Genomic DNA, 16,027 nt, shown 5'->3' with positions numbered 1-16,027 from the left:
AGCGGCTTTCCAACTGTACGCCGGTTCGTGGAGCTCCGCACCACTCGGGTGCTCTCCGCGGCCCTCCCGGGCCCGTCCGGCGCGAAGAGAACAGTACACCACCCTGCGGGGGCGTGCACGGGGAGTCCGGGCGGGATCGGACCGGCGGGGTCAGAGGCCCAGGAAGCTCTCGATGCCCACGGTCAGGCCGGGGCGCCGGCCGACCTCCCGTACGGCCAGCAGCACCCCCGGCATGAAGGAGGCCCGGTCGAACGAGTCGTGCCGGAGGGTGAGGGTCTCCCCCGGCCCACCCATGAGCACCTCCTGGTGGGCGACCAGTCCCGAGAGCCGGACGGCGTGGACGGCGACCCCGTCGACGTCGGCACCGCGGGCGCCGGGCAGCGCGTCGATGGTGGCGTCCGGCGACGGCGGCAGGCCGGCCGAGCGTCGGGCGGCCGCCACGAGGGCGGCGGTGCGCACGGCGGTGCCCGACGGGGCGTCCACCTTGTTCGGGTGGTGCAGCTCCACGATCTCGGTCGAGGGGAAGAAGCGGGCCGCCTCCTGAGCGAAGCGCATGAGCAGCACGGCGCCGATGCCGAAGTTCGGGGCGATGACCACGCCGACGTCCGGTTTGGGCTCCAGCCACTGGGCGACCGTGGCCAGTCGGTCCTCGTCGAAACCGGTGGTGCCGACGACGCAGTGGATGTCCTGGTCGATGCAGAAGCGGATGTTGTCCATGACGACGTCCGGGCGGGTGAAGTCCACGACCACCTGGGCGCCGGCGTCGGCGACGTTGAACAGCCAGTCGCCGTCGTCGACCATCGCCACGAGCTCGAGGTCGTCGGCGGCGTTCACCGCCCGCACCACCTCGGTGCCCATCCGTCCCCGTGCGCCCAGGACACCGACCGAGATCCTCGGCGGTTCCGCCGTCTCTGCGCCCGGTGCCTGCTGGTGCGGTGCGGGGGAGCTCGTGGTCACCGGATCAGGCTTCCCGGCGGCCTGTCCCGACGCAAGGCGGCTCCCCCCGGCCGGGCCGCTCAGCCCAGCGCGGAGCGCCGCTCCCCCACGGCCCACACGGCCACACCGAGGACGACGCCCGCGACGTCGGCGAGCCAGTCGACGACCGACCCCGACCGCTGCAGCGGCGCGACGGCCTGGACCACCTCGCTCACCGCGCCGTAGGCGAGGAGGAGGGCGACCAGCGGCACCGGCCGGACCCCCGCCCAGCGCCCGGCGAGGGCCAGCGCGAGGAACAGGGTCAGGTGCACCACCTTGTCCACGCCGGGCGGTGCCGACGGGACGTCGGAGCCCGGGGCGAACAGGACGGCGAGGGAGACGAGCACCGTCACCGCCAACGCGCCGCGCGAGAGCGCGCCGTGCACCTGCAGTGCGGGGTGCGGACGGCGGACGGTCATGCGGGGGCTCTCCGGGAGGGACGGGTCGGTGCGGGTGGGGGTCAGAGCCGGTCGAGGTCGGACTCGCGGTACGGGCCGACGACGGCCAGGCAGGTCTCCCGGCCGAGCAGGTCGGCGGCCACGTCGCGCACCTGGTCCTCGTCGACGACGGCGATCCGCTCGAGCGCCTCGCGCACCGGCACGTACTCCCCGTGCGACAGCTCGCTCTTGCCCAGCCGGCTCATGCGCGAGCCGGTGTCCTCGAGCCCCAGCACGGTCCCGCCGCGCAGCTGGCCGCGGCCGCGGGCGACCTCCTCGGCGGTGAGCCCCTCGGCGGCCACCCGGGCCAGCTCCTCGCGGACCAGGCGCAGCACCTCGGGCACCCGCTTCCTGGCGCACCCCGCGTAGACGGAGAACGAGCCGGTGCCGGCGTAGGAGGTCAGGGCCGAGCCGACGCTGTAGACCAGCCCCCGCTTCTCCCGGATCTCCTGGAACAGCCGCGAGCTCATCCCGCCGCCGACCGCCGTCTCGAGCACCGCGGCGGCGTAGCGCCGCTCGTCGAAGCGGCTCAGGCCCAGGCTGCCGAGCAGCAGGTGGGTCTGCTCGGTGCGCCGGGACACCAGCCCGGCCGGCCGCGCGGGCCGGTCGAGGCCGACGTCCTCGCCGCGGCGCAGCGGCGCGGGCGCGACCGAGCCGGACAGGCGGTCCCCGAACACCGCCGTCACCAGGTCGACCACCTGCTGGTGGTCCACCCGGCCGGCGGCGGTGACCACCATCGAGGGGACGGCGTAGCGCGAGCGGTACCAGCCGTCGACGTCGTCGCGGGTCAGGCCCTCGATGGAGTCCACGGTGCCGAGCACCGACCGGCCCAGCGGCGTCCCGCCGAAGAGCGTCTCGGCGAACAGGTCGTGCACCAGGTCGGCGGGCTCGTCGTCGCGCATGGCGATCTCCTCGAGCACCACCGTCCGCTCGGACTCCAGGTCCTCGGCGGTGTTGAGCGCCTCGGTCACCAGGTCGCCGAGCAGTGTGACGGCCAGCGGCAGGTCGCTGGCGAGCACGTTGGCGTAGTAGCAGGTGTGCTCCTTGGCGGTGAAGGCGTTCATCTCACCGCCGACGGCGTCCATGGCCGTCGCGATCTCCAGCGCGCCGCGGCTGCGGGTGCCCTTGAAGAGCAGGTGCTCGAGGAAGTGTGAGGCACCGGCGACGCGGTCGGTCTCGTCGCGCGAGCCGACGCCCACCCAGATGCCGAGCGTGGCCGAGAGCACCCCCGGCATCGTCTCGGTGAGCACGCGCAGCCCGCCGGGCAGCACCGTGCGCTCCACCCGGCCGCCGACCTCGTCGACGTCCAGGACACGGGGGACACCGACCGGGGCCGGGGCGGTGGCCAGGTCCGCGGACCCAGCGCCCACCCCGGCCCCGGTCGTGATCGGGTCGGCGGCCGTGTCAGGCCTCCGCGGGCGCGGGGGTCTCGGCCGGCGCGGCGGCCTCGCCGTCGCCGTCGCCCTCGGCGGCCACCGGGACCAGGCTGATCTTGCCGCGGGCGTCGATGTCGGTGATCTCGACCTGCAGCTTGTCGCCGACGTTGACGACGTCCTCGACCTTGCCGATGCGCTTGCCGCCACCGAGCTTGCTGATGTGCACCAGGCCGTCCTTGCCCGGCAGCAGCGAGACGAAGGCGCCGAACGGCGTCGTCTTGACGACGGTGCCGAGGAAGCGCTCCCCGACCTTCGGCATCTGCGGGTTGGCGATCGCGTTGATCCGGTCGACCGCCGCCTGGGCCGAGGGGCCGTCGGAGGCGCCGACGTAGATGGTGCCGTCGTCCTCGATGGTGATGTCCGCGCCGGTCTCGTCCTGGATCGAGTTGATCATCTGACCCTTGGGGCCGATGACCGCGCCGATCTTGTCGACCGGGATGCGCACCGTGGTCACCCGCGGGGCGTAGGGGCTCATCTCGTCGGGGCCGTCGATGGCCTCGTTCATCACGTCGAGGATGTGCAGGCGGGCGGCGCGGGCCTGGGTCAGCGCCTGGGCGAGCACGTCGGACGGGATGCCGTCGAGCTTGGTGTCCAGCTGCAGGGCCGTGACGAAGTCCTTGGTGCCGGCGACCTTGAAGTCCATGTCACCGAAGGCGTCCTCGGCCCCGAGGATGTCGGTGAGCGCGACGTACTCGGTCCTGCCGTCGACCTCGTCGGAGACCAGGCCCATGGCGATGCCGGCGACCGGGGCCTTGAGCGGCACACCGGCGTTGAGCAGGGCCAGGGTGGACGCGCAGACCGAGCCCATCGACGTCGAGCCGTTGGAGCCCAGTGCCTCCGACACCTGCCGGATCGCGTAGGGGAACTCCTCGCGGTCGGGCAGCACCGGCAGCAGCGCCCGCTCGGCGAGCGCGCCGTGACCGATCTCGCGCCGCTTGGGCGAGCCCACGCGGCCGGTCTCGCCGGTCGAGTACGGCGGGAAGTTGTAGTTGTGCATGTAGCGCTTGCGCGTCTCGGGCGAGAGCGTGTCGAGCTGCTGCTCCATGCGGAGCATGTTCAGCGTCGTGACGCCGAGGATCTGCGTCTCGCCGCGCTCGAACAGCGCCGAGCCGTGCACGCGTGGCACGACCTCGACCTCGGCCGACAGCGGCCGGATGTCGGTGACGCCGCGGCCGTCGATGCGGACCTTGTCGCGCAGGATGCGCTGCCGGACGACCTTCTTGGTGACGGCGCGGAAGGCGGCCGACACCTCCTTCTCGCGGCCCTCGAACTGGCCGGCCAGCGCGGCCTTGACCCGCTCCTTGAGCTCGTCGGTCGCGGTCTCGCGCTCCTGCTTGCCGGCGATGGCCTGCAGCCGGGTGAGCTCGTCGCCCACCTGCGCCTCGACGGCGGCGTAGACGTCGTCCTGGTAGTCGAGGAAGCGCGGGAAGTCCGCGACCGGCTTGGCGGCCTTCTCGGCCAGCGCGCTCTGCGCCTCGCACAGCGCCTTGATGAACGGCTTGGCCGCCTCGAGGCCCTGGGCGACGACCTCCTCGGTCGGGGCGGGCGCGCCACCGGCGACCAGCTGGACCGTCTTCTCGGTGGCCTCGGCCTCGACCATCATGATCGCGACGTCGCCGTCCGGGAGGAGGCGGCCGGCCACGACCATGTCGAAGACGGCGTCCTCGAGCTCGTCGTGGGTCGGGAAGCCGATCCACTGGCCGTCGACCAGCGCGACGCGGGTGCCGCCGACCGGGCCGGAGAACGGCAGGCCGGAGAGCTGGGTGGAGGCCGACGCGCCGTTGATGGCCAGCACGTCGTAGAGGTGCTGCGGGTCCAGGGCCAGGACGGTGATGACGACCTGGACCTCGTTGCGCAGGCCCTTGGCGAAGGTGGGGCGCAGCGGCCGGTCGATGAGCCGGCAGGTGAGGATCGCGTCCTCCGAGGGCCGGCCCTCGCGGCGGAAGAACGAGCCGGGGATGCGCCCGGCGGCGTACATGCGCTCCTCGACGTCGACCGTCAGCGGGAAGAAGTCGAAGTGCTCCTTGGGCTGGCGGCCGGCCGTGGTGGCCGACAGCAGCATGGTGTCGCCGGTGCTGACGACGACCGAGCCGGCGGCCTGCTTGGCCAGGCGGCCGGTCTCGAAGGTGATGCTGCGGCTGCCGCGGCTGCCGTTGTCGATGACCGCGGTGGCGGTGGTGACGCCGTCCTCGGGGTCGAACTCGGCGGCGGTGCTGTGCTGGGTGGTGGGTGCGGACACGGTGTCCTCTTCCTTCGTCGCATGCGGCGACGTCCTCTGCGGCGCGATCTCGCGCCGGCGTCCTCCTCGGCGCCCCCTGCGCCGACGGCGTCCGGGGCGACCGGTCTTCGATCGAAACCCCCGGGACCCGTGTCCCCGCTGGGGGACCGGTCCTGCCCGGGGGCCACCACCGAGGACCGGTGCGCTGCGCGCCGTGGTGGCCGGGGGTCGTGCGGCGGGTGCCGCACGAGAGAGGGGACCGTCCCGGCGGGACGGTCCCCTCGACGTGCTAGCGGCGCAGACCGAGCCGCTCGATCAGCGACCGGTAGCGGTTGATGTCGGTCTTGGCCAGGTAGTTCAGCAGCCGGCGACGGCGGCCGACCAGGAGCAGCAGACCCCGGCGGCTGTGGTGGTCGTGCTTGTGCTGCTTGAGGTGCTCGGTCAGGTCGCTGATCCGGCGGGTGAGCATCGCGACCTGGACCTCGGGCGAGCCGGTGTCCCGCTCGACCGTCGCGTAGTCGGTCATGATCTGCTGCTTCGTCGCGCTGTCGAGCGCCATGGGCGGGCCTCCGGGGTCCGGTCGCGTGTGGCCCCCGGTCTGGGTCACGGGGGCAGGTCGCACACACGTCGGGCCAGGGCCCGACACCGACGAGGTTACCAGCGCGCCCCGGCCGTCCCGTCGCGGTGATCAGCCGACGGGCGGCATCCCCAGCACGGTGCGGGTGCGGGCCACGTCGCCGGCCATCGCGTCGACGAGCTCGTCGACGCCGGTGAAGGAGGTCATCGGCCGCAGGCGCTGCACGAACTCGACGCCGACGTGCTCGCCGTAGAGGTCGCCGGAGAAGTCGAGCACGTGGGCCTCGACGGTGCGCCGCGAGCCCTGGAAGGTCGGGTTGGTGCCCACCGAGATGGCGGCCGGTGCGCTGCCGAGGGCGGCGCCGGACACGTCGCGGGTGACCAGCGAGCCGGCGTAGACGCCGTCGGCCGGGATGGCGGTGAAGGGCGGGGTCTCGACGTTCGCCGTCGGGTAGCCGAGCTCGCGGCCGCGCCGGTCCCCGCGGACGACGACGCCGTCGACGCGGTGCGGCCGGCCCAGCGCGCGGGCCGCGCTCTCCATGTCCCCGGCGGCGACGCAGGCGCGGATGTAGGTCGAGGAGATGGTGACCTCGCCGTCGGCCGAGGCGTCCCCGGCCAGCGGCACGCCCTCCACGGCGAAACCGAACCGCCGCCCCTCCTGGGCGAGCGTGGTCACCGTGCCGGACGCCTTGTGCCCGTAGGTGAAGTTCTCGCCGACGACGACCGCGGCGGCGTGCAGGTTCTCCACCAGCACGCCGTGGGCGAACTCCTCGGGGGTCAGCCGGCTGAACTCCGGGGTGAACGGCAGCACGCACATGCCGTCGACGCCGAGGCCGGCCACCAGCTCGGCCTTGCGGTCGAGGGAGGTGAGGATCGCCGGGTGCGAGCCGGGGCGGACGACCTCGGTGGGGTGCGGGTCGAAGGTGACCAGCACGCAGGGCCGGCCGAGCGCACGGGCACGGGCGACGGCGGCGCCGATGAGCTGCTGGTGGCCGCGGTGGACGCCGTCGTACATCCCGACGGTGACCACCGTCCGGCCGAGGTCGGCCGGGGTCGCCGCGAGCCCGCGCCAGCGCTGCACGCGCCCGTTCTCCTGACCGCTGCCCGGGTCGCTCAGGCGACCCGGTGCAGCCAGCCGGAGGTGTCGGGCACCCGGCCGTGCTGGATGTCGAGCAGGTGTTCCCGCAGCTGCATCGTCACCGGGCCGGGACCGCCGTCGCCGACGGTGAAGTCGCCGGTGCGCGCCTTGACCTCGCCGACCGGCGTGATGACGGCGGCCGTGCCGCAGGCGAAGGTCTCGGTGACCGTGCCGTCGGCGACGCCGGTGCGCCACTCGTCGACGCTGAAGCGGCGCTCGGTCACGCGCATGCCCTTCTGGCGGGCGACGGCGATGAGCGAGTCGCGGGTGATGCCGGGCAGCAGGGTGCCGGTCAGCTCGGGGGTGACCAGCTCGGCGTCCTCACCGGAGCCGAGGACGAAGAACAGGTTCATCCCGCCCATCTCCTCGACGTGGCGCTTCTCGACCGCGTCGAGCCACACGACCTGGTCGCAGCCGGCGGCGATGGCCTGCTCCTGGGCGAGCAGGCTGGCGGCGTAGTTGCCGGCGCACTTGACGTCGCCGGTGCCGCCGGGCGCTGCGCGGATGTAGTCCTCGGACAGGTACACCGACACCGGGTGCACGCCGCGCGGGAAGTAGGCGCCGGCGGGGCTGGCGATGACGAGGAACAGGTACTCGTGCGCCGGGCGCACGCCGAGGAACGGCTCGGTGGCCAGCTGGTAGGGGCGGATGTAGAGGGTCTGGTCGGGCCCGGTCGGCACCCAGTCGCGGTCGGCGTCGACGAGGGCGTCGACGGCGCTGATGAAGGCCTCCTCGGGCACCGGCGGCATGGCCAGCCGGCGGGCGCCGCGCGCGAAGCGGGCGGCGTTGGCCTCGGGGCGGAAGGTGGCCACGCTGCCGTCGGGCTGGGCGTAGGCCTTGAGCCCCTCGAAGATCGACTGCGCGTAGTGCAGGGCCGCGGTGGCGGGGTCCATCTGCAGCGGCGCGTAGGCGGTGAGCCGGGCGTCGTACCAGCCGCGGCCGGCCTCGTAGCGGGCCACGAACATCGAGTCGGTGAAGTGACGGCCGAAGCCGGGGTCGGCCAGCACCGCCTCGCGCTCGGCAGCCGGACGGCGGGGCACGTCCTCCACGGTCACCGGCACGCCCTCGGTGAAGACCCGGGAGGTGGTGCGGCTGTCGGCGAGCGTGTCGGTCATGTCTCCCACCTGCGCGTGCTCGGAGCAGGACCGGCGGACGACCGGCCTCCGCTCACAGTAGCGCCGGGCCCGGCGGCGGCCGGGAGCAGACCGCCGCCGCCCGGCGAGGGGTCAGGGCCGGTCGGGCGCCGAGCTCTCGATCACCTCGTAGGACCACAGGTGGTGCGAGTCGCTGGCCGCCGGGGCGAGCTCGTCACCGCCGCCCTGGTGGGCCCGGGCGAAGTCCTGGCTGCCCTCCCAGGAGCGGTAGGCCTCCTCGCTCTCCCACCGCGTGTAGACGAGGTACTGGTCGGTGCCCTCGATCGGCCGCAGCAGCTCGAACCACTCGAAGCCGGGGGTCTTCTCCACGGCCCCGCCGCGCCCGCGGAACCGTTCCTCGAAGCGCTCCTGCGCGTGGGGCGGGACGCTGATCGCGTTGATCTTCACGACGCTCATGGCAGCCCCCTTCCCGTCGGGGATGCCGGCCAACCCACTGCGGGGGCTGCCGGCCCGGGCGAGGATGGCGCGGTGACCCCGGACAAGCGGCCCGGCGTGCTCCTCGACGTCGACGGCACCCTGCTCGACACGAACTACCTGCAGGTCCTCGCCTGGTGGCAGGCGTTCCGCGACACCGGGCACGACGAGGTCTCGATGGCCGACTGCCACCGGTCGATCGGCATCGCCAGCGAGGAGCTCGTCGTCCACCTGCTCGGCGACGCCGCCGACGACGTATCCGAGGCCAAGACCCGGCGCTACGAGCCCCTGCGCGAGCTGGTGGCCGCCTTCCCCCGCGTGGACGAACTGCTCGCCGCGTGCCGCGAGCGGGGGCTGGCCGTGGTGCTGGCGACCAGCGGCGAGGAGTCGGACCTGGAGTGGATGGTGCCGGCGATCGGGGGCGAGGACGTCGTCGACGGTGCGACCACGTCGGCCGACGTCGAGTCGGCCAAGCCGGCGCCGGACCTGCTGCAGACCGCCGTCGCCGACCACGGCCTGGACCCGCGCCGCACCGTGGCGGTCGGGGACACGGTCTGGGACGTGCGGGCGGCCCGGGACGCCGGCCTGCCGTGCATCGCGCTGACCTGCGGGGGCATCTCCCGCGCCGAGCTGGAGGCGGCCGGGGCCGACGAGGTCTACGACACCCCCGCCGACCTGCTCGACCACCTCGACGACTCGTTGATCGGCAAGGCCGCCCGCGGCTGAAGGAGGACCCCCGTGCCCCACGCCTCGCACGCTCGGCGCGGGCCCCTGCACGGGAGCCGTTCCAGCACCTCACCACGGGAAGCCGACCGCGACGCGCGCGGTGGAGCCGGCGTCCTCGACCAGCGCCACCAGCCGGCCGCCGGGGTCCACGGCGGCGGTGAGCCCGGCCCGCCCGGTGGCCGCCACCCGCTGGCCGTACCCGAGCGCCGTCGCCTCCTCGGCCGTCAGCCGCCGCTCGGGGAAGACCGCCGTCGCGGCGTCGGGGAGCGCCAGCACGCCGGGGCCGCCGCCGGCCGCCAGTGCGGCGGCCGCCTCCTCGACCGGCGCGGCCTGCGCGGTGGTGAACGGGCCCGAGGCGGTGCGGCGCAGCGCGGTGAGGTGGCCGCCGACGCCGAGCGCGGCCCCGGCGTCCCGGGCGATCGCGCGCACGTAGGTGCCGGCGGTGCACGCCACGGTGACCTCGACGTCGACCAGGTCGGGGGTGGGCCGGGTCAGGCGGTGCACGTCGATGCGGTGCACGGTGACCGGGCGGGGCTCGAGGACGACCTCCTCACCCGCGCGCACGCGGTCGTAGGAGCGGCGCCCGTCGACCTTGACCGCGCTCACGGCGGACGGCACCTGCTGCAGCGGTCCGGTCTGGCCGGCCAGGGCGGCCCGGACGGCGTCGTCGTCGAGGTGCGCGGCCGACGTCGTGGTGAGGACCTCGCCCTCGCGGTCGTCGGTGACCGTCGTCTGCCCGAGCCGGACGGTGGCCTCGTAGACCTTGTCCGAGCTGCCCAGGTGGCCGAGCAGCCGGGTGGCCGCGCCGACCCCGAGCACCAGCAGCCCGGTGGCCATCGGGTCGAGGGTGCCGGCGTGACCGACCCGGCGGACCGAGAGCACCCGCCGGGCCCGGGCGACGACGTCGTGCGAGGTCAGCCCGCCGGGCTTGTCGACCAGCAGGACCCCCGGGGGCACGTCGGCGTCGGCGGCTCGGCGTCGGCTCATGCGCCCACCGTCGCAGGTGCCGCGAGCCACCGGTCCCCCGCCACCCGGACGAGGACGGCGACCAGCCGCAGCGCGATGAACAGCGTCAGCCCGGTCCAGACGCCGGTCAGGCCCCAGCCGAGCGGGCCCGACACCAGCGACAGCGGGAGGAAGCCGGCGAGCGCGGCGGCGATGGTCACGGTGCGCAGGTAGCCGACGTCGCCGGCGCCCATCAGGACGCCGTCGAGGGCGAAGACCACCCCGGCCAGCGGCTGGAAGCCGGCGAGGAACCACCAGACCAGCTCTGCCTGGGCGCGGACGGCGGGGTCGCCGGTGAACAGCGGCACGAGCAGGTCGCGGCCGGCCAGCAGCGCCCCGGCGACCAGGAGCCCGGTGCCCAGGCCCCAGAGGGTGACCCGCCGGGCGGTGGCGCGGGCCTCGTCGGGTCGCCCGGCGCCGAGGGCGTGGCCGACCAGCGTCTGGGCGGCGATGGCGTAGGCGTCGAGCACCAGCGCGAGGAAGAGGAACAGCTGCAGCGCGATCTGGTGCGCGCCCAGGGCGGCCTGTCCGGTCCGCGCGGCGACGCCGGCGGCGACCAGGAAGGCCAGCTGCAGGACGGTGGCGCGCAGCAGCAGGTCGCGGCCGAGCACGAGCTGTGCCCGGACGGCCGCGGGGCGGAACCGCCAGTCGGCGCCCTCGCGCAGCAGGGCCCGCAGGAACAGCGCCGCGGTGAGCGACTGCCCGGCGAGGTTGGCCACCGCGGAGCCGACCAGGCCGAGACCGGCCGGGTGCACCAGCACGGGGCAGAGCACCAGGCTGAGCAGGCTCCCGGCCAGCACGAACCGCACCGGCCGGCGCAGGTCCTGCACGCCGCGCAGCCAGCCGTTCCCCGCCAGGGCGACCAGCAGCAGCGGCGCGCCGCAGCCGGCCACCCGCAGCCACTGCTCGCCCGCCGCGGCCACCTCGCCCGGGCCCCCGGCCAGCGCGCGGGTCAGCGGGCCGGCGAGCACCTGGAAGAGCAGCACGACCGCGGCGCCGAGCACCAGCGCCAGCCAGGTGGCCTGGACGCCCTCGGCGACGGCGCCGGCGCGGTCACCGGCCCCGGCCCGGCGGGCGGCACGGGCGGTGGTGCCGTAGGCGAGGAAGTTGAGGAGCGCGGCGGCCCAGGCCAGCAGCCCGCCGCCGACGGCCAGGCCGCCGAGCGGCACGGTGCCCAGGTTGCCGACGACGGCGGTGTCGACGAGCAGGTACAGCGGCTCGGCGGCCAGCACGACCAGCGCCGGCGCCGCCAGCGCGAGGACACCGGGACGCCCCGCGGGCGCGCGGTCGTCGCGGTGCGGGGGCCGCAGGCTCCCCGGCGCGGCGGCCGGGTCCGGCTCAGCGCCCGTCGGGGACGACACCTGGACGCGGGGGGAGGCCGGAGGCCGACAGGGAGCACAGCTCGGACCTGATCGCTGCGACGGTGCCCTCGCGGTCGAGCCGCGAGGTGAACCCGGCGGCCGCGCGGTGCCCGCCGCCGCCCAGGGCCGTCGCCACCCGGGCGACGTCGGTGGCGCCGCGGGAGCGAAGGGACACCGACCAGCTGCCGTCGTCCTGTCCCTTGAGCACGCACGCGACGTCGGCCTCGGCGGTGGACCGGACGACGTCGACCAGCGCCTCGAGCTGCTCGCCGGGCAGGCGGTGCTCGGCGGCCTCGGCGGCGCTCGACCAGGTCCACACCAGGCCGGCGCCGACGGCGGGCTCGAGGACCGCGCGGCCGGCCGCCGCCGAGAGCAGGCGCAGCCAGCCGAACGGCGCGGTGTCGAACAACTGCTGGCTGATCGCGGCGTGGTCGATGCCGGTCGCCAGCAGCCGGGCGGCCAGCAGGTGGGTGTCCGGCCGGGTGCTGCCGAACCGGAAGGAGCCGGTGTCGGCCGCGAGGCCCGCGTAGAGCAGCGTGGCCAGGTGGGCGTCGAGGGCGACCCCGAGCTCGTCGAGCAGCCCGGCCACCAGGACGACGGTCGCGGGGGCCGCCGGGTCGACCAGGCGCACGTCCCCGAACCCGGGGTTGCTGGCGTGGTGGTCGACGACGACCGACGTGCCGGCGTCCGCGAGCAGCGCCGCCAGCTCGGCCAGCCGGCCCGGCGAGGCGGCGTCGAGGCTGACGAACACGTCCGGGGAGCCGGGGACGGCGGTGGACGGCACCAGCCCCTCCGCGCCCGGCAGCCAGCCGAGGGAGGCCGGCAGGGTGGGCGGGCCGGGGAAGGTGGCCAGCACGCGCGCGCCGCGGCGGCGCAGGCCCTCGGCGAGGGCGAGCGTGCTGCCGAGGGCGTCGGCGTCGGGCTGGACGTGCCCGGAGAGCACGACGGTGGCCCGGGCGTCGGCGGCCGCGGCCAGCACGGCGGCCGGCGTGCGGGACGCAGCGGCGGCCGGGGTCACCGGCGACCCCGGGGACACGACGGTCACCGGGTCAGGCGTCGGGGCCGGGGTCGGCCACCGGGGGTGTGTTGCGGTCCTCGGTGACCAGCCCGCCACCGGGTGGCAGCGGCGGACCGCCGTCGTCGGGCTCGTCCTCGGCGATGCTGGGTGCCTCGCCGATCTGGCCCTGGCGGCCGCCGTCGGTCGGGTCGCCGGCGTTGGGCTCGGCGCGGCCGCCGAGCTCCGAGCGGCCCTGGCCCTCGTCCGGGAGGTACGGGTCCGGGTCGTTCTCGCTCACGAGGCGCTCCTGTGTTCGGTGGCGGGGGTGGCGTCGACGTCGGTCTCGTCAGCGTCGCCGGTCTCGTCGTCGGCCGGGCGACGGTACGGGTCGGCGTCCCCGGCATAGCTCGCGTGCTCGCGCAGCCGGGCGAGTTCGGCGTCGGCGGAGCGGACGCGCTCGAGCGCCTCGTCCAGCTCGCGGGCGGTGTCCGGGACGATGTCGGCGACGAAGGTGAGCGTCGGTACGAACTTGATGCCGGTCTGGCGGCCGACCGTGGAGCGGAGGACGCCGGTGGCGCTGGCCAGCGCCCGGGCGGAGTCCTCGACCTGCGTCGGGTCGCCGTACACGGTGTAGAAGACGGTGGCCTCGCGCAGGTCGCTGGTGACGCGCGCGTCGGTCACGGTGACCATGCCCAGCCGCGGGTCCTTGATCTGCGACTCGATCGCGGTGGAGACGATCTGGCGGATGCGCACCGCGAGCTTGCGGGCGCGGGCGGGGTCGGCCACGGCGGACCTCCGGGGGTCGGGGCGTCACGAGGACGCCGGTGGACAATCGGCACGCAGCCCGAGGTCCGGCCCCCTCCCGGGTCCCGCCCCGAGCGTGCGAAGGGTGGGGAGGAGGGGGTCCTTCGTCAGTCGGTGTCGCTGAACAACTGCCGGTGCGTCGACAGAAGCGTCACCTCGGGCCGCTCGGCCAGCAACCGCTCGCAGGCGTCGAGGACGTCGGTGACCTGACCGGCGTCCCCCGCGACGGCGGCGACCCCGACCTGCACGCGACGGTGCAGGTCGAGATCGCCGACCTCGGCCGCGGCCACGGCGAAGCGGCGCCGCAGCTCGGCCACGATCGGCCGGACCACGGCGCGCTTGCCCTTGAGCGAGTGGACGTCACCCAGCAGCAGGTCCGCGGTCAGCGACCCGGTGAACACCGGCTCACCTCCCGGAGACCTGCTACTGGCGGCGTGCTGGAACGGCCCCGCTGCGTGGGCGCAGCGGGGCCCTCCACCTACTCGCGCGGCTTCTCGCGGACCTCGAAGGTCTCGATCACGTCATCGATCTTGATGTCGTTGAACGACCCCAGGCCGATGCCGCACTCGTAGCCCTCGCGGACCTCGGTCGCGTCGTCCTTGAACCGGCGCAGCGACTCGACGGTGAGGTTGTCGGCGACGACGACCCCGTCACGCAGCAGCCGGGCCTTGGAGTTGCGCACGATGGTGCCGCTGCGGACCAGCGAGCCCGCGACGTTGCCGATGCGCGGCACCCGGAAGACCTCGCGGACCTCCGCCGTGCCGAGCTGGACCTCCTCGTACTCCGGCTTGAGCATGCCCTTGAGGGCCGCCTCGATCTCGTCGATCGCCTGGTAGATGACCGAGTAGTACCGGACGTCGATGCCCTCGCGGTTGGCCAGCTCCGTGGCCTGCCCCTCGGCCCGGACGTTGAAGCCGAGGACGATGACGTCGTCGGCCAGCGCCAGGTCGATGTCGCTCTTGGTGATCGAGCCGACGCCGCGGTGGATGACCCGCAGCGAGACGTCGTCGCTCACTTCGATCTTCATCAGGGCCTCCTCGAGCGCCTCCACGGTGCCCGAGTTGTCGCCCTTGATGATCAGGTTGAGCTGGCGGTTCTCCTTGAGCGCCGCGTCGAGGTCCTCGAGGCTGATCCGCTTGCGCATGGAGGCGTTCTGCGCGTTGCGGATGCGGGCCTGCCGCCGGTCGGCGATCTGCCGGGCGACGCGGTCCTCCTCGACGACGAGGAAGGTGTCACCGGCACGCGGCACCGAGGTGAGGCCGACCACCTGCACGGGGCGGGCGGGGCTGGCCTCCTTGAGCTTGGTGCCGTACTCGTCGAGCAGCGACCGGACGCGGCCGTAGGCGTCGCCGGCGACGATCGAGTCGCCGACCCGCAGCGTGCCGCGCTGCACCAGCACCGTGGCGACCGGGCCGCGGCCCTTGTCCAGCTTGCCCTCGATGACCACGCCCTGGGGGTCCTGCTCGGCGTTGGCCCGCAGGTCCAGCGAGGCGTCGGCGGTCAGCAGGATGGCCGCGAGCAGGTCGTCGAGGCCCTGCCGGGTGGTCGCGGAGACGTCGACGAACATCGTGTCGCCGCCGTACTCCTCGGCCACCAGGCCGTACTCGGTGAGCTGCTGGCGAATCTTGGCGGGGTTGGCCCCCTCCTTGTCCACCTTGTTGACCGCGACCACGATCGGCACGCCGGCGGCCTGGGCGTGGTTGAGCGCCTCGACCGTCTGCGGCATGACGCCGTCGTCTGCCGCCACGACCAGGACGACGATGTCGGTCACCTTCGCGCCACGGGCACGCATCGCGGTGAACGACTCGTGACCCGGGGTGTCGATGAAGGTGATCGGCCTGTCCTCGCCCTCCAGCTCGCTGGCGACCTGGTAGGCGCCGATGTGCTGGGTGATGCCGCCGGCCTCCCGTGCCACCACGTTGGTGTTGCGGATGGCGTCGAGCAGCTTGGTCTTGCCGTGGTCGACGTGACCCATGACCGTGACGACCGGCGGGCGGGCCTCCCAGTCCTCCGCGTCGCCCTCGTCGCCGAAGGTGAGGTCGAAGGTCTCGAGGAGCTCGCGGTCCTCGTCCTCGGGGCTGACGACCTGGATGTCCCAGCCGATCTCGGCACCGAGCAGTTGCAGGGTGTCCTCGTTGACCGACTGGGTCGCGGTGACCATCTCGCCCAGGTGGAACAGCGCGGTCACCAGCGCCGCCGGCTGGGCGTTGATGCGCTCGGCCAGGTCGGTCAGCGATGCGCCCCGGGGCAGCCGGACGGTCTGCCCGTTGCCGCGGGGCAGGGAGACGCCGCCCATGCTGGGCGCCGCCATCTGGTCGAACTCCTGACGCCGCTGCTTCTTGCTCTTGCGTCCGCGGACCGGGCCACGCCCGCCCGGACGGCCGAAGGCACCCGCGGTGCCGGCACCGGAGCCACCACGGCCACGACCGCGGCCACCGCCGGCACGGAACCCGCCGGCGGGCGCACCGCCACCGCCGCCACCGCCACCGGGGGCACCGCCGCCACCGGGACGGAAGCCGCCGCCACCGCCGGGACCACCCGGACGGCCACGGCCACCGGGACCACCGGGGCCACCACCGGGACGGCCGGCACCGGCCGGACGCGGCGGCATCATGCCCGGCGAGGGCCGGGGCGGCATCATGCCCGGGTTCGGCCGGGGACCACCCGGACCGGCCGCGGGACGCGGGCCACCGGGACGCGGGCCGCCGGCACCCGGCGCGGGACGCGGGCCACCGGCACCAGGGCCGGGACGGGGGCCACCGGCCGCGGGACCCGGACGCGGGCCA

Annotated in this window: 16 protein-coding genes; 1 reads left to right on the top strand and 15 read right to left on the bottom strand. The window is 74.8% G+C overall.

The features are described 5' to 3' along the window. Positions 1 to 150 precede the first annotated feature (150 nt). From dapB to ABQ292_RS22885, 8 genes are all read right to left on the bottom strand, one after another. Positions 151 to 957 carry a 4-hydroxy-tetrahydrodipicolinate reductase gene (gene dapB / locus ABQ292_RS22920; RefSeq protein WP_369210024.1) on the bottom strand — a complete coding sequence of 269 codons (807 nt, stop codon included), beginning with the start codon at positions 955 to 957 and terminating at the stop codon, positions 151 to 153. A 59-nt stretch (positions 958 to 1,016) separates the two neighbouring features. After that, positions 1,017 to 1,394 (bottom strand): VanZ family protein, encoded by a 378-nt coding sequence (locus ABQ292_RS22915; RefSeq protein WP_369210023.1) that lies wholly within the window; start codon positions 1,392 to 1,394, stop codon positions 1,017 to 1,019. Positions 1,395 to 1,435: 41 nt separating this feature from the next. After that, positions 1,436 to 2,782: a M16 family metallopeptidase gene (locus ABQ292_RS22910; RefSeq protein WP_369210022.1), complete on the bottom strand. Its 1,347-nt coding sequence runs from the start codon at positions 2,780 to 2,782 to the stop codon at positions 1,436 to 1,438. 34 nt (positions 2,783 to 2,816) lie between these two features. Next, positions 2,817 to 5,087 (bottom strand): polyribonucleotide nucleotidyltransferase, encoded by a 2,271-nt coding sequence (locus tag ABQ292_RS22905; protein ID WP_369210021.1) that lies wholly within the window; start codon positions 5,085 to 5,087, stop codon positions 2,817 to 2,819. A 268-nt stretch (positions 5,088 to 5,355) separates the two neighbouring features. Further along, positions 5,356 to 5,625, bottom strand: coding sequence for a 30S ribosomal protein S15 (gene rpsO / locus ABQ292_RS22900; RefSeq protein ID WP_091382653.1), 270 nt, complete (start codon positions 5,623 to 5,625; stop codon positions 5,356 to 5,358). A gap of 129 nt (positions 5,626 to 5,754) precedes the next feature. Continuing rightward, the gene (locus ABQ292_RS22895) at positions 5,755 to 6,723 is read right to left on the bottom strand and encodes a bifunctional riboflavin kinase/FAD synthetase (RefSeq protein WP_369210020.1); all 969 of its coding nucleotides are present in this window, start codon (positions 6,721 to 6,723) and stop codon (positions 5,755 to 5,757) included. A gap of 32 nt (positions 6,724 to 6,755) precedes the next feature. Continuing rightward, the gene (locus ABQ292_RS22890) at positions 6,756 to 7,895 is read right to left on the bottom strand and encodes a branched-chain amino acid aminotransferase (protein ID WP_369210019.1); all 1,140 of its coding nucleotides are present in this window, start codon (positions 7,893 to 7,895) and stop codon (positions 6,756 to 6,758) included. 111 nt (positions 7,896 to 8,006) lie between these two features. Next, positions 8,007 to 8,330, bottom strand: a complete 324-nt coding sequence (locus tag ABQ292_RS22885) for an antibiotic biosynthesis monooxygenase family protein (protein WP_369210018.1) — start codon at positions 8,328 to 8,330, stop codon at positions 8,007 to 8,009. A 72-nt stretch (positions 8,331 to 8,402) separates the two neighbouring features. On the opposite strand from ABQ292_RS22885, the gene ABQ292_RS22880 reads away from it, so the two are divergent. Next, positions 8,403 to 9,074: an HAD family hydrolase gene (locus ABQ292_RS22880; protein ID WP_369210017.1), complete on the top strand. Its 672-nt coding sequence runs from the start codon at positions 8,403 to 8,405 to the stop codon at positions 9,072 to 9,074. 69 nt (positions 9,075 to 9,143) lie between these two features. On the opposite strand, the gene truB is transcribed toward ABQ292_RS22880, so the two are convergent. The 7 genes from truB to infB all read right to left on the bottom strand — a co-directional run bounded on the left by truB (position 9,144) and on the right by infB (position 15,552). Further along, a complete protein-coding gene (truB, locus tag ABQ292_RS22875; protein WP_369210016.1) occupies positions 9,144 to 10,061 on the bottom strand; it encodes a tRNA pseudouridine(55) synthase TruB in 918 nt (305 codons plus the stop codon). Continuing rightward, a complete protein-coding gene (locus ABQ292_RS22870; RefSeq protein WP_369210015.1) occupies positions 10,058 to 11,440 on the bottom strand; it encodes an MATE family efflux transporter in 1,383 nt (460 codons plus the stop codon). The genes truB and ABQ292_RS22870 overlap by 4 nt, the downstream gene beginning before the upstream one ends. Next, entirely contained in the window at positions 11,418 to 12,485 is a 1,068-nt protein-coding gene (locus ABQ292_RS22865; RefSeq protein WP_369210014.1) for a DHH family phosphoesterase, read from the bottom strand. Before ABQ292_RS22865 ends, ABQ292_RS22870 begins: the two co-directional genes overlap by 23 nt. 4 nt (positions 12,486 to 12,489) lie before the next feature. Then, positions 12,490 to 12,735 (bottom strand): hypothetical protein, encoded by a 246-nt coding sequence (locus ABQ292_RS22860; RefSeq protein WP_369210013.1) that lies wholly within the window; start codon positions 12,733 to 12,735, stop codon positions 12,490 to 12,492. After that, complete coding sequence (gene rbfA, locus ABQ292_RS22855) at positions 12,732 to 13,223, bottom strand: 30S ribosome-binding factor RbfA (protein WP_369210012.1); 492 nt, start codon at positions 13,221 to 13,223, stop codon at positions 12,732 to 12,734. Before rbfA ends, ABQ292_RS22860 begins: the two co-directional genes overlap by 4 nt. A gap of 125 nt (positions 13,224 to 13,348) precedes the next feature. Further along, complete coding sequence (locus ABQ292_RS22850) at positions 13,349 to 13,642, bottom strand: DUF503 domain-containing protein (protein ID WP_369210011.1); 294 nt, start codon at positions 13,640 to 13,642, stop codon at positions 13,349 to 13,351. Positions 13,643 to 13,719: 77 nt separating this feature from the next. Then, the gene (infB, locus tag ABQ292_RS22845; protein WP_369210010.1) at positions 13,720 to 15,552 is read right to left on the bottom strand and encodes a translation initiation factor IF-2; all 1,833 of its coding nucleotides are present in this window, start codon (positions 15,550 to 15,552) and stop codon (positions 13,720 to 13,722) included. Positions 15,553 to 16,027 lie beyond the last annotated feature (475 nt).

Source organism: Geodermatophilus maliterrae, from assembly GCF_041018925.1.
In the GTDB taxonomy this organism is placed as follows: domain Bacteria; phylum Actinomycetota; class Actinomycetes; order Mycobacteriales; family Geodermatophilaceae; genus Geodermatophilus; species Geodermatophilus maliterrae.
The sequence above is the reverse complement of the archived record's forward strand: the minus strand, read 5'-3'. Positions and strand labels throughout refer to the sequence as shown.

What these genes read in the sequence shown, in the direction of transcription:
- infB (WP_369210010.1), bottom strand. Translation starts at nt 15,552, where the DNA reads ATGGCGGCGCCCAGCATGGGCGGCGTCTCCCTGCCCCGCGGCAACGGG.
- ABQ292_RS22885 (WP_369210018.1), bottom strand. Translation starts at nt 8,330, where the DNA reads ATGAGCGTCGTGAAGATCAACGCGATCAGCGTCCCGCCCCACGCGCAG.
- ABQ292_RS22890 (WP_369210019.1), bottom strand. Translation starts at nt 7,895, where the DNA reads ATGACCGACACGCTCGCCGACAGCCGCACCACCTCCCGGGTCTTCACC.
- ABQ292_RS22915 (WP_369210023.1), bottom strand. Translation starts at nt 1,394, where the DNA reads ATGACCGTCCGCCGTCCGCACCCCGCACTGCAGGTGCACGGCGCGCTC.
- rpsO (WP_091382653.1), bottom strand. Translation starts at nt 5,625, where the DNA reads ATGGCGCTCGACAGCGCGACGAAGCAGCAGATCATGACCGACTACGCG.
- truB (WP_369210016.1), bottom strand. Translation starts at nt 10,061, where the DNA reads ATGAGCCGACGCCGAGCCGCCGACGCCGACGTGCCCCCGGGGGTCCTG.